Source organism: Terrisporobacter hibernicus (assembly GCF_020809405.1).
Taxonomy (GTDB): domain Bacteria; phylum Bacillota; class Clostridia; order Peptostreptococcales; family Peptostreptococcaceae; genus Terrisporobacter; species Terrisporobacter petrolearius.
Genome location: NZ_CP081135.1, coordinates 195,642 through 208,435 on the forward strand (window position 1 = coordinate 195,642; position 12,794 = coordinate 208,435).

Here is a 12,794-nt window from a genome sequence, read left to right on the forward strand (position 1 = left end):
AAATTATAATTTTTTGCAATAAAAAAACCTTGATGGCTTCATCAAGGTTAAAATTACACACTAAAAATATTATTAGTTCTTCTCAATGATAGCTCAACACTAAAATTAGTGACAGTTGTATATATATTTTATATACACCCAGCGATATAACCTTAAAGCCTCAGTTATACACTTCGGCAATATTTCCTTTTTTAATAAGTCATCGTGCTACCTCATTATTAATACTTATAAATATTGCGCCTCTACCTATATATTCACTTGTTTTTAATAGTATATAATATATGCTTTACAAATACAATATATTTTGTTCTAATTTATCAAAATTATATTTACTTTAGTCTAATAATCTATGAATTAATATAATAAAACACAAAACCATAAGGTATCCAATCTGATATATTTGAACTTAATAGAGAATAATTAAGCTCATCTAAGGTTATTTTTTCATCATCTAACAAGTATACATAAGTTTTATTATTTTCTTCAAATAATTTTAAATATTTAAAGCTATATTCAAAATAATCTTCTTCTTTATCATCTCTATATTGATCTCTCGAGTCATCTTCAATCATAAAGAATTTATTGTCTTTGCATGATAAGTAAGTCAGTATTGGGTCGTCTTGTTCAGTGTATTGAACTATTAATACCCTATCTTCTTTTTTCTTTTTACTATTTTTATAAAAATCATTCCATATCTTTTCATTTGCTACTATTTGTTCGTCTTCAATAACTACAATATTATTTTTTTTAGCTTTTTCAACTGTTAGATTTTTAGAGCCTCCATAAGATTTTAATAGCTCTTTTACTTTTTGCGAGTCTTTTGCTGAATATATCTTAAGTTTTTCATCATTAAAAGCATCTATAGTCTTTTCAGTATTAATGTTTTTACATCCTACTAAGCTACAAAAGGTTATACAAATAATAATATAAATTATCTTTTTCATCTTATCCCCCCTACATACTGATTATTACTATCTTCTTTTTTTTTGAAATAATTCCTTCAATTTTCATTCACTATGATTATGAAAATTGCGACAAATTCTTTAATTATTCATATTTATTAAAGGAAATACTCACATTTTGTTGAATATTAGTAAAGTGTCTGATTACAAAATTTATGGAGGAATAGACTATGCTGTTAATCAATAATACTAGTACAAATGCTTACTTTAACTTGGCTATGGAAGAATATTTTTTAAAAAATACTAATGAAGATATTTTTATACTATGGAGAAATGAAAGTGCTATAATCGTAGGTAAAAATCAGAATACATTATCTGAAATTAATTATGAGTATGTAAAACAAAATAAAATAAAAGTCGTAAGAAGACAGTCTGGTGGTGGAGCTGTTTTTCATGATTTAGGTAATATAAATTTTACATTTATTTCGTGTAATGATAATAGTTTTAGTGATTTTAAGCGATTTACTATGCCAATAATAGACGCTTTGAAAAATTTAAATATACAAGCTGAATTTTCAGGAAGAAATGATTTACTTATTGATAATCAAAAATTTTCAGGTAATGCACAATATAATTATAAAAATAAGGTAATGCACCATGGTACTTTGTTGTTCTCATCTGAAATAAATGATTTGTCTAGTGCTCTAAAAGTAAAACCATCTAAGTTTATAGGCAAAAGTGTAAAATCTGTTAAATCTCGTGTTACAAATATTGCTAATCACTTAGAAAAGGATATGACTGTTTTAGAATTTAAAAATTACTTGATGAACTTTATAAATAGCAAATACGAAAATAATTGTCTTTACCAATTAAGTGAGGAAGATGTAAATGAAATAAACAAATTGGTTGAAGATAAATATAACACTTGGCAGTGGAATTTTGGTCATTCACCTAAATATGCTCTTAATAATGAAATTAAGTATCCTGGTGGCAATATAGAATTTAGTTTAAATGTTGAGAAAGGGCTAATTAAAGAAATAAAATTTTTCGGAGATTTCTTTGGTAAAAAGGATGTTTCATATATAGAAGATTTATTAAAAAATACAAATCACAATGAAGCTAGTATCAGGAGTATCTTAAATAACATTGATATAAATGACTATTTTTTAAATTGTGATATAGATATATTAGTTGATGGAATAATGGGTGTAAAATAAACTTAAAGTTATTAAACTAAAATGAAGAATAGATCTTTTGCCTATTCTTCATTCATTCTTTTCTTTTCAAAATTATCCAAGTCCTTATTTAATTTATTACCTATTTTCCAAGCAACAAATATGATTAAAACTAAAGTTAATACTTTCAAAGGATTTGTAATAAAACCAACAATATCTTTTCCTATATAACTAACTATAAAAAACATAACTAACTTTCCTGCTACTACTGCAGATATAAAGTCTGTAGTATGTCTTTTGGCTAATCCTTGAGATATTGTAACCACGCAAGCTGGTAAAAATGGACAAGCATAAGCAAAAAACAATAACATAAACCCTTTTTCTTCTACCCAATCAATTGCTTTTTCTACTTTTTCGTTTTTTAATAATTTAATAAATTTTTTATTGCTAATTTTTTTAACTATTAAAAATAGACATATAGTCCCAGCTGTAGATCCTATCCATGATATTATTAACCCTTGATACATACCAAATAAAGCCGCGTTAGCAGTAACAATTGCAACTAGCGGTAGTATAGGTAGAAAACTTTCTACAAATACACTTGTCAATCCAACAATAATAGACAATAACCAATAATCATTTACTATATTATATATGTTTTGAATATATTCCATAAGTATCTCCTTTTTATGATTTTAAATTATTATATCATAATAATTTTTATTTAAATCTAATATGAATAAATTTTCATTTTTTCTTAACAATTGGGCCTGATATACCCCATTTTCTTAATATTTTCTTACTATTTTGTTATTAATTTGTTATTAATTCTTTTAATTTATGCAATAAAAAAAGATTGCTAAAAAGCAATCTTTTTATTTTATAACTTGTCTTACGTGTAAATCCATTTGTGGATATGGTATTGAAATCTTTTCTTCATCAAATCTAATTTTAACTTGTTCTAATAAATCATAATATACTGTCCAATAGTCAGGTGTATTTACCCAAACTCTTACAGCAAATTTTAAAGAACTAGGTCCTTGTTCAAATAATCCAACAAATGGCTCTGGATAATCAAGAATTAGTTTATTTTTAGATACTATTTCTTTTAATACACTTCTAACTTTTAAAATATCACATTCATACCCTGCTGAAAATGTTAAATCAACTCTTCTAGTTTCTTTTGTAGAATAATTTATTAAACTTCCGTTTGATAAGGTTCCATTTGGTATTAATACAACTTTATTATCTACCGTTGTTAAAGTTGTATAAAATACTCCAATTTGTTCAACTGCTCCTTCAAATTGATCAGCTTGGATATAATCTCCTACTTTAAATGGTCTAAGAAGTAAAATTATAAATCCTCCAGCAAAGTTTGATAAACTTCCTTGAAGTGCAAGACCTATGGCAACCCCAGCTGAAGCAACTATAGCTGCTAATCCTGACAATTTTAGCTCCCAATATGCTCCTGCAATTACAAGCACTAATAAACATTTTAAAGATATACTTATAAATGACCTTGTGAATTTCACTAATGTCATATCTACATTTCTTTTTTCTGCAAAGATTACAAATTTTTTCGATAATCTATTTATTATTTTAAATCCTATTATTATTAAAATTGTACCTATTATTAATTTTGTTCCACTATTTAGTGCCCAATCTAGTATTTTGGTAGCCATGGTTTCCATGGTCATATTTTTAAAATTCATATTTTGTATTTCTTCAAGCATCAATTTCCCTCCAAGTCTATTACATATAAATAAAATAATACACTTTTTTGCAAAAATTGTCTAGGATAGTTGTAAATAATTATAGTAAATCATATCATGTAAATTTATGTAATTAGTCTATTACATGGTAATCCTTGCTTGTGTAATATATTTCTACAGGTTTTTCTTGACTACTAAATGAAAGAGGTGTAAGAGAATAAGCATAGCTTCCAGCATTATTTATGAAGATCAAATCGTTGATTTCAGCCTTAGTAAGAAGTATATCTCTTGCTAAAATATCAACAGCTGTACATAAATTCCCTCCTATGGTAACTATCTCTTTATTATTTTCTTCTTTATCTTCCCTCTTTATTAAACTTATAGTATAAGAATCATAAGAAGTAAAAAGTGGTTCCATCATTTTTAAATTATCTTTTTTGTTAGTATAAGAAACAATAAGCTCACTAATAGTAGGTTTAAAAAAACCATTATATCCATTTTGTACGATTAGATATTTCCTACCTCTTGATTCTTTAATATCAATTATAGGTGTAACGTAAGCTCCACTTTTACAAACTAAAAATCTTCCACTTTCTATAATAAATCTAGCATTTAACTTTTGTTTATATTTTTTAATTAACTCATTTGACATTTTACTAAGTTTATCAATATCTAAATTTCCATAAGAATTACCATATGATATCCCTAGTCCTCCACCAAAATTAATAAACTTAAGATTAAATTTCATCTTTTCTTTACAAAATAATGCAAGCTTTAATACATATTCATAATAATTGTAAATTATTTCATAATCTAAAATTTGGGACTGAAGATGTACATGAATTCCAACAACCTCAATATTACTTAGGTTATCTATAAAATTTTTATTTTCTATCAATGTCTCTTCATCTACGCCATATTTGCTGCTTATAGATTCTCCACCAAACATATTATAATTAGCATTAATCCTTAACCCAACTTCTAAGTTAGTATTTCTTTCTTTTCCTATTTCATTTAATAAACTTAATTCGTTATAACTATCCGCTGTTATTATGCATTTATCAATAGATTCTTCAATATCTTTTCTTCTTTTACCCGGTGCAGAATAAATTATATTATTTTTATTAATATTTGCTGTATTTGATATTTGTACTTCCTTTGCAGATGCAGCATCTGAGCCTATATTATTTTTACTCATTAAATCCAATATGTGTTTATTGGGATTAGTTTTGACTGAGTATAAAATTTCAAACTCTTTAAATTTGTCTTTTAAAATATTAATAGATTTTAAAATTTCTTCTTCATCATACACATAAAATGATTTGTTTACCTCACTCATTAATTGTCTCAAATTATTATTATCTAACATCATCATTCTCCCCAAATTTATTTTAATATTTTTTATATTCCTATAAAATTCTATATTTCCTGTACTTATCCTTTATTGTTGTATAGGATTAAACTTATTGAATATTCTTATTGATGTTAATCAAAAAAATCTTCCTTATCTATTGAATTAAGGAAGATTTTCTATTACATTAACGGTGAGAATAATCGAAGTATTAGCCTACCAAATTTCACTGGCCATTTTATATTTTCGCACTCGTTTAAACTTATTTTTTGGCAAAGTTCCAATGTTTCATTAAAATCGTCTTTTACTTTTAATACACTCTCTGTTTTATACAACCATGCTCCACATTCAAAATGAAGATATAAACTTCTAAAATCTAAGTTAATACTTCCTACTACTGCATATTCATCATCAACTACAAAAGTTTTAGAATGCATAAATCCTGGTGTATATTCATAAATTTTTATACCGTCCTTTATAAATGAGTGATAATAAGATTTTGTAACTGCATGAACAAACCATTTATCAGGTATATGTGGCGTTACAATTCTTACATCTACACCTGACTTTGATGCTATTTTCAATGCAGTTGCCATTTCATTATCTATTATTAAATATGGAGTATTAATATATATATAGTTTTTCGCCTTATTTATTAAATTTAAATATACGGTCTCTCCAATAGGTTCATTGACTAATGGACTATCATCAAAGGGCTGTATATATCCATTACTTAAATATTTTTCATTTGTATAATTTTCAGGTTTATACTTTAAATAATCATCATTTGTATTATTTATAAAGTCCCACATACTTAAAAACATAACAGTTAAATTAAATACTGCATCACCCTTAATTAGTATAGCAGCATCTTTCCAGTGACCATATTTTTCATAAGTATTAATATATTCATCAGCCAAATTAATTCCGCCCATAAAACCTACATATCCATCAATTACTGCTATTTTTCTATGATCTCTATTATTTAATCTATTTGTAAATAAAGGTACAAATGGATTGAATACTCTACACTTAATACCATGTTTTTGTAATTCATCTGCATATTTATATGGTAATTTCATTACACATCCAACATCATCATAAATAACTCTAACATCTACTCCTTCTTTAACTTTTTCCTTTAAAATATCTAAAATAGTATTCCACATTATGCCTTCTTCAATAATAAAATACTCTAGAAATATGAAGTATTTTGCCTTTTTTAGTTCAGCAATTAATTTTTCAAACTTAGCTTCTCCTGGTGACAAATATTCATTATAGCAATTTTCATATATTGGGCAATTTGCATAATCCAATATATATAATGACTGATTCTTTGCATACTCACTTTCTTTTTCTAATCTTTTCAAAACATCATAATCTTGAATTAAGGATGACTTCATTTTTATATTTTGATTTTTCATTTTTTTCTTTTCTCTTTTACTTAATTTATTACCTCCGTATATAAGATAAAAAGTTCCCCCAAATATGGGTAGTATTAATATGGGTACTATCCATGCAATTTTGTAACTAGGATTACTTTTTCCATTTAATATATATATTACTAAAATACACCCAAGTATTAGAGATATTAAATAAAAGTATAAAAAATATTCTCTACTCTGTAAAATGACTAAAATAATAATATATATCTGTACTGCCAAAGTTAAAAAGAAAAATATTAATCTTTGAATAGAATTTTTATATGGTTTTTTCATATATATTTTAATTTTCTCCCCTTATAAATTTCACATATATAACTAGTATATATTAATTTGCGTTTTGTTGTGAAAATTTTCCAATAAATAGTTTCATTAACCAAAAAATTTTACAATAAAAAAAGACTTAGAAATATCTAAGTCTCTTTAGTTTATAGTTATTAATAAAATAATAAGTTTACAAATTTTTAAGTTTTTCTTCTATCATTTGTTTTGCTACTGGAGGATTTGCTTTTCCCTTTGAAGCTTTCATAACTTGCCCCATTAAAAATCCAACAGCTTGAGTTTTTCCAGCTTTAAAATCTTCTATTGATTTAGGATTACTATTTAAAACTTCATTAACAAGTTTTTCTATTTCATCAAAACAACTAATTTGAGATAATCCTTTTTCTTCAATAATTTCTAAAACAGGTCTGTCGCTTTTAAACATTTCTTTAAATACTTCTTTTCCTGCCGTATTACTTATTTTACCTTCTTCTATCATATTAAATAATCTTACTAAGTTTTTAGGTGAAATTTTTATATCTTCTACTTCCATATTATTTGCATTTAATAAACGAAGTAAGTCTCCTAATATATAATTTGATGCTGTTTTAGGATTTGCTCCTTCATTTACAACATCTTCGTAAAACGCAGCAAGTTTTTTACTTCCTATTATTATATAAGCATCTTTTTCACTTAAGTTATACTCCTTCACAAATCTTGCTCTTTTTTCTATTGGCATTTCAGGTAGTGATTTTTCTATAGTATCAACTTTTTCTTGTTCTATTATAATAGGTGTTAAATCTGGGTCAGGAAAATATCTATAATCATGAGCTTCTTCTTTTGAACGCATTGGTAAAGTTTTACCTTTTCCCGCATCCCATCTTCTTGTTTCTTGTTTTATTTTATATTCTTCGCCATATTGATATAATTCTTTTTGCCTTTTTTCTTCTTTTTCTAAAGCCTTTTGAACTTCTCTAAAAGAGTTTATATTTTTTATTTCTACTTTTGTTCCGTATTCTTCTCTACCATAAGGTCTTATAGATATATTAGCATCACATCTTATAGAACCTTGGTCCATACGACAATCTGATATTTCAGCATATTCAAGTATCCCTTTTAATTCTCTCATAAATGCTGCTGCTTCTCCTGGAGATCTTAAATCTGGCTCAGTAACAATTTCTACTAAAGGTACACCTGCTCTATTGTAATCTATTAGGGACACTGGTTCATCTTCTAGATGTACAAGTTTTCCTGCATCTTCTTCTATATGTATTCTGTTAATTTTAACAGATACTTTTTTTCCTTCGTAATTAAAATCAACCATACCATTTACACACATAGGTAAATCGTATTGTGATGTTTGATAGTTTTTAGTTAAGTCTGGATAAAAGTAGTTTTTTCTATCCATTTTATTATAATTATTTATGCTACATCCTATAGCTCTCCCAGCTTTTATGGCTAAATTAACAACTTCTTCATTTAATACTGGTAGAGTTCCTGGTATTCCAAGGCATATTGGACATGTATTTTCATTTGGTTTAGCTCCAAATTCTGTTGAGCAAGAGCAAAATATTTTTGTATTTGTTTTTAGTTCTGCATGTATTTCCAAACCAATAACAGTTTCTAGTAACATAAATTACACCCCTCTCTCAAAGCTAAGATTTAGTTTTTTCTCTAGTGCATAAGCAACTTTATATATTTTATCTTCTGTAAATACATCTCCTATTAATTGAACCCCTATAGGTAATCCTTCTTTACTTTTGCCCCCTGGCATTGATAGTGCTGGTACTGTTGCTAAGTTAATATTTATAGTATAAATATCTGCCAAATACATAGCTGTTGGATCTTCGCATCTTTCTCCTATTTTAAAAGGAAGTATAGGAGATACAGGTCCCATAATAATATCGTATCTTTTAAAAGCTTCTTTAAAATCTTTTTTTAATTTTGCTCTAAATTTTTGTGCTTTATTGTAATAAGCATCATAATATCCTGAAGATAAAGCATAAGTGCCAAGCATAATTCTTCTTTTTACTTCTTTACCAAATCCTTCACTTCTACTGTTTTCAACTAAGTCTTCTACAGAGTTATAGTCTTTTGCTCTATATCCATATCTTATGGAATCGAATCTTGCTAAGTTAGAACTGGCTTCTGCTGAAGATATTATATAGTAAGGGGCTAATCCATCTTTTGTAGATGGTAGTGAAAATTCTTCCACCTCTGCTCCAAGTTCTTTCAAAGCTTTTATATCTTCAAATATAGCTTCTTTTATTTCTTCATTTAGCCCTTCTTCTTCAATGAACTCAACAGGTATGCCTATTTTCATTCCTTTTATTCCTGAGTCTATTCCTAGAGTATAATCTTTTACCTGAAGATTTTTAATAGTAGTTCCATCTAAATCATCTTCTCCTGATAGTATATTTAATAAATAAGCATTATCTTCAACTGTCATAGAAAACGGTCCTATTTGGTCTAGTGATGAACCAAAGGCAATCAAGCCAAATCTTGATACTAAACCATAAGTTGGTTTCATACCAACTACGCCGCAAAATGATGCTGGCTGTCTAATGGATCCACCTGTGTCTGAACCCAAAGCAAGTGGGATCATTTCAGATCCTACTGCAGCTGCTGAACCTCCAGAAGATCCTCCTGGTACTCTAGATATATCTATTGGATTTTTTGTAACCTTAAAGGCTGAGTTTTCTGTTGATGAACCCATAGCAAATTCATCTAAATTAGTTTTGCCTATTAATATGGCATCTTCTTCTTGTAATTTTTTTATAACTGTTGCGTCATAAGGAGGAACAAAATCTTCTAACATTTTAGATGCACATGTTGTAGTCACACCCTTTGTGCAAAGATTATCTTTTATAGCAATAGGTATACCAGCTAGCTTTCCAACCTTTTCACCTTTTTTTATTTTTCCATCTAATTCTTTAGCCTTTTGTAATGCTTTTTCTTCTTGAAGTAATATAAATGCATCTATATAATTTTCTTTTTCTTTTATATTTTTAATATAATAACTTACTACTTCTTCACATGAAATTTCTTTACTTTGTATTTTATTTACTAGCTCTTTTATACTATATCTTTTCATTTAAACCTCCTCCTACTCAATGATTTTAGGAACTTCTATGGAAGTTTCTCTCATCTTTTTAGAATTTATATATAAATCATCTATTTCGCATTTTTTGCATATATCTTTTCTAACTACTGCGACTTTTGGTCTTTCTATTTCCACATCTTCTAAGTCCAGTTTATCTAGTGTTTTAAATTGCTCTAGTATATTTTCAAACTCTACTGCAAAAACTTCTGCTTCTTCTTCACTAAATTGAAGTTTTGCTAATTTTGCAATATATCTAACATCTTCCTTTGTAATTGCCATTTTCTTCACCCTTTCAGTAATTTCTTTATGGAGTTAATCTCTTCATATCTCTTGGTATAAGACTTGCTTCTCTAATATTTGTAAGCTTTAATATTTTCATAGTAAGTCTTTCTAGGCCTATGGCAAATCCACCATGAGTAGGCATACCATATTTAAATGTTTCTAAATAAAAAGCAAAGTCCTCTGGATTTAATCCAAATTTTATTATATTTTCTTTTAACATTTCATAATCATTAATTCTTTGTCCACCTGTAGTTACTTCCAGACCATCGTATATTAAGTCAAAACTCTTAGTTAATTCTTTATTTTCATCATCTGGCATTGTATACATTGGTCTTTTACTTACAGGGTATTTTGTCAAAAATACAAAATCACAGTTGTATTTTTCTTTAACGTATTTAGAAATTAATACTTCACCATGTGCATCTATATTTCCAATTGGAGATTTTTTATTATATTTATTTAGCAATATTTCATGAGCTTCTTGTAAAGTTATTCTTGGAATATCTACCTCACTTGGTAAGTCTATTTTATACATATCAAGTTCTTTTTTACAAACTTTATTTAAGTGATTCAATAAATAATTTATAAAACCTTCTTCCAAATCCATTAACTCATATTCATCCTTTATAAATCCCATTTCCACATCCAAACTAACATACTCATTTAAATGTCTCCATGTATTATGAAGCTCTGCTCTATAGGCATGGCCGATTTCAAAAACTCTTTCAAAGCCAGCTCCTACCATCATTTGTTTATAAAATTGAGGTGATTGAGCTAAAAATGATCTTTTATCAAAATAATTCACAGTAAACATTTCAGATCCACCTTCTGTTGATGAATCAATAATTTTAGCTGTATGAATTTGTTCAAAATTTCTTTCTTTTAGGTAATTTCTAAAAGCTGCTTCTATTTCACTTTGAACTTTAAATATTGCTCTTATTTCTGGTCTTCTAAGAGATATTGTTCTATGGTCTAATTGCGTTTCTAAAGCTGCTTTATTTTTAAGACTGTTAATTTCAAATGGAAGTTTGTCGTAATAAGTATTTCCTATAACTTTAATTTCTTCAGCTATTACTTCTATTTTACCAGGTGCATTTTCATTGCTACATACTGTTCCAATTACTTCTACAGCATTTTCTAGCCTTAAATTTTTAACTTGTTCCTTTTTACATACTAATTGAATAACACCTGATTTATCTCTTAATTTCACAAATACTACATGGCTTAAATCAGTTATTTTGTATACCCAACCCCTGAGCAATACTATTTGATTTATACAATCATTTAATTCATTTATAAACATTCTTTCTAATTCTTTATCTTCCACCTTGTTCTTAGATACTCTTTCTAAGTGTGCCATTTTCGCCAATCCTTTCTTTTATTATTTTTATACATTTAAAATCTTTGCAATTAAAAAACGCCCCTATACAAAAGTATAGGGACGTGATATTTACGCGGTACCACCCTAGTTGACTATTTTTAGTCCACCTTAATTACGTACAGAATAATATTCGATACGCTTCCTTTATAACGGTAGGATTCCGTTTAGGTCTACTCTTTAAAATAAATTTCGGCTAACAACTCCAAAGTGTTCTTCAACTAAATTATCATACAAAGCTTCCACCGTCCCTTGCTCGCTATAAATCAATATGTAGTCTACTCTCTTTTTCATAGTATTTTTCTATATATTTTTAACATTGTAAATTAACTTACAAGTAAAATCAACATTTTTTATTATTTTCTCATTATTTTACTTATATAATGATCGTTATTATTTACTGTTCAAAAGTATTATATTCAAAATATATAAATATGTTCATGCATTTTTAGGTTTCTATAAAATATTCATTTAACAAACTAAAAAACTCTTTTTCATGTTTCGCTTCATCCTTACACATTTCATTTAGTGCACTATAAATTGTTTCTAAACCAAGCTCTTTAGCTTTTTTAGCTAATTTCAATTTACTTTGCATTGCCTCATATTCATCTTCTATAATTACTTTTAAATTTTCCTTGGTCCATGGTTTTACAACTTCTCCCAAAAGTTCTGCCAAAATAGATGCATGATTAGCTTCTTCATAAGCTATTTTTTTATATACTTCTCCTACTTTTTGGTATCCTTCTTTCATGGCAATTTTACTCATAGCCAGGTACATTCCTACTTCCAAGCATTCTTTAGAAAAAATAGTCCTTAAGTCACAAATCATTTTGTCATCTGCATCTTTTGCTATTCCTATATTTTCACAAATATCAAATATTTTTTGTTCTTTTTTTATGTCAATTTCTTCGAATTCTTCATAAGGACAATTGCAAATAGGGCAAGTTCTTGGTTTTTCATTTTCAATAATATATCCACATATTGGACAAATCCACTTATTCATTCACATTTCCTTCCTAATTTTTCCTTTATATTATTTCATACTTATATTATGAATATCTTTATATTATTTTATTCTTCATATATTTAATTATAATTTTCAAGTTTTATTTAAGAATAATAAGTGTGTATATTAAATATATTGTAAGTAATAAGAATTATTAATAATGGTTTGATTATTGCCAAGGA

Annotated in this window: 11 protein-coding genes, 1 riboswitch and 1 other annotated feature; of the genes, 1 reads left to right on the forward strand and 10 read right to left on the reverse strand. The window is 27.0% G+C overall.

All coding sequences use genetic code 11. From position 1 onward, the window contains the following. Positions 1 to 81 precede the first annotated feature (81 nt). Positions 82 to 253, reverse strand: a riboswitch (Lysine riboswitch). 94 nt (positions 254 to 347) lie between these two features. Beyond that, positions 348 to 944: a DUF4362 domain-containing protein gene (locus JW646_RS00930; protein WP_074917624.1), complete on the reverse strand. Its 597-nt coding sequence runs from the start codon at positions 942 to 944 to the stop codon at positions 348 to 350. Positions 945 to 1,132: 188 nt separating this feature from the next. On the opposite strand from JW646_RS00930, the gene JW646_RS00935 reads away from it, so the two are divergent. Continuing rightward, positions 1,133 to 2,119, forward strand: a complete 987-nt coding sequence (locus JW646_RS00935; protein WP_228416247.1) for a lipoate--protein ligase — start codon at positions 1,133 to 1,135, stop codon at positions 2,117 to 2,119. A gap of 41 nt (positions 2,120 to 2,160) precedes the next feature. Here JW646_RS00935 and JW646_RS00940 read toward each other — a convergent pair whose 3' ends face one another. The 9 genes from JW646_RS00940 to JW646_RS00980 all read right to left on the reverse strand — a co-directional run bounded on the left by JW646_RS00940 (position 2,161) and on the right by JW646_RS00980 (position 12,609). Next, positions 2,161 to 2,751: a TVP38/TMEM64 family protein gene (locus tag JW646_RS00940; protein WP_074917628.1), complete on the reverse strand. Its 591-nt coding sequence runs from the start codon at positions 2,749 to 2,751 to the stop codon at positions 2,161 to 2,163. A gap of 201 nt (positions 2,752 to 2,952) precedes the next feature. Continuing rightward, positions 2,953 to 3,810: a mechanosensitive ion channel family protein gene (locus tag JW646_RS00945; RefSeq protein ID WP_139216759.1), complete on the reverse strand. Its 858-nt coding sequence runs from the start codon at positions 3,808 to 3,810 to the stop codon at positions 2,953 to 2,955. A gap of 112 nt (positions 3,811 to 3,922) precedes the next feature. Next, positions 3,923 to 5,158: a diaminopimelate decarboxylase family protein gene (locus tag JW646_RS00950; protein ID WP_074917631.1), complete on the reverse strand. Its 1,236-nt coding sequence runs from the start codon at positions 5,156 to 5,158 to the stop codon at positions 3,923 to 3,925. 164 nt (positions 5,159 to 5,322) lie between these two features. After that, complete coding sequence (gene cls / locus JW646_RS00955) at positions 5,323 to 6,858, reverse strand: cardiolipin synthase (protein ID WP_228416248.1); 1,536 nt, start codon at positions 6,856 to 6,858, stop codon at positions 5,323 to 5,325. Positions 6,859 to 7,036: 178 nt separating this feature from the next. Beyond that, a complete protein-coding gene (gatB, locus tag JW646_RS00960) occupies positions 7,037 to 8,476 on the reverse strand; it encodes an Asp-tRNA(Asn)/Glu-tRNA(Gln) amidotransferase subunit GatB (RefSeq protein ID WP_228416249.1) in 1,440 nt (479 codons plus the stop codon). A gap of 3 nt (positions 8,477 to 8,479) precedes the next feature. After that, a complete protein-coding gene (gene gatA, locus JW646_RS00965) occupies positions 8,480 to 9,937 on the reverse strand; it encodes an Asp-tRNA(Asn)/Glu-tRNA(Gln) amidotransferase subunit GatA (protein ID WP_228416250.1) in 1,458 nt (485 codons plus the stop codon). Positions 9,938 to 9,949: 12 nt separating this feature from the next. Beyond that, positions 9,950 to 10,225 (reverse strand): Asp-tRNA(Asn)/Glu-tRNA(Gln) amidotransferase subunit GatC, encoded by a 276-nt coding sequence (gatC, locus tag JW646_RS00970; RefSeq protein ID WP_074917641.1) that lies wholly within the window; start codon positions 10,223 to 10,225, stop codon positions 9,950 to 9,952. 25 nt (positions 10,226 to 10,250) lie between these two features. Further along, positions 10,251 to 11,588, reverse strand: a complete 1,338-nt coding sequence (aspS, locus tag JW646_RS00975) for an aspartate--tRNA(Asn) ligase (protein ID WP_331478048.1) — start codon at positions 11,586 to 11,588, stop codon at positions 10,251 to 10,253. 74 nt (positions 11,589 to 11,662) lie between these two features. After that, positions 11,663 to 11,909, reverse strand: a binding site (T-box leader). A gap of 145 nt (positions 11,910 to 12,054) precedes the next feature. Next, positions 12,055 to 12,609, reverse strand: a complete 555-nt coding sequence (locus JW646_RS00980) for a ferritin family protein (protein WP_074917644.1) — start codon at positions 12,607 to 12,609, stop codon at positions 12,055 to 12,057. Between the last annotated feature and the right edge of the window lie 185 nt (positions 12,610 to 12,794).

Bases quoted from the DNA above. Each gene is read 5' to 3' on its own strand.
- JW646_RS00935 (WP_228416247.1), top strand. From the start codon at position 1,133: ATGCTGTTAATCAATAATACTAGTACAAATGCTTACTTTAACTTGGCT.
- gatC (WP_074917641.1), bottom strand. From the start codon at position 10,225: ATGGCAATTACAAAGGAAGATGTTAGATATATTGCAAAATTAGCAAAA.
- aspS (WP_331478048.1), bottom strand. From the start codon at position 11,588: ATGGCACACTTAGAAAGAGTATCTAAGAACAAGGTGGAAGATAAAGAA.
- JW646_RS00930 (WP_074917624.1), bottom strand. From the start codon at position 944: ATGAAAAAGATAATTTATATTATTATTTGTATAACCTTTTGTAGCTTA.
- gatB (WP_228416249.1), bottom strand. From the start codon at position 8,476: ATGTTACTAGAAACTGTTATTGGTTTGGAAATACATGCAGAACTAAAA.
- JW646_RS00980 (WP_074917644.1), bottom strand. From the start codon at position 12,609: ATGAATAAGTGGATTTGTCCAATATGTGGATATATTATTGAAAATGAA.
- gatA (WP_228416250.1), bottom strand. From the start codon at position 9,937: ATGAAAAGATATAGTATAAAAGAGCTAGTAAATAAAATACAAAGTAAA.
- JW646_RS00945 (WP_139216759.1), bottom strand. From the start codon at position 3,810: ATGCTTGAAGAAATACAAAATATGAATTTTAAAAATATGACCATGGAA.
- JW646_RS00940 (WP_074917628.1), bottom strand. From the start codon at position 2,751: ATGGAATATATTCAAAACATATATAATATAGTAAATGATTATTGGTTA.
- cls (WP_228416248.1), bottom strand. From the start codon at position 6,858: ATGAAAAAACCATATAAAAATTCTATTCAAAGATTAATATTTTTCTTT.
- JW646_RS00950 (WP_074917631.1), bottom strand. From the start codon at position 5,158: ATGTTAGATAATAATAATTTGAGACAATTAATGAGTGAGGTAAACAAA.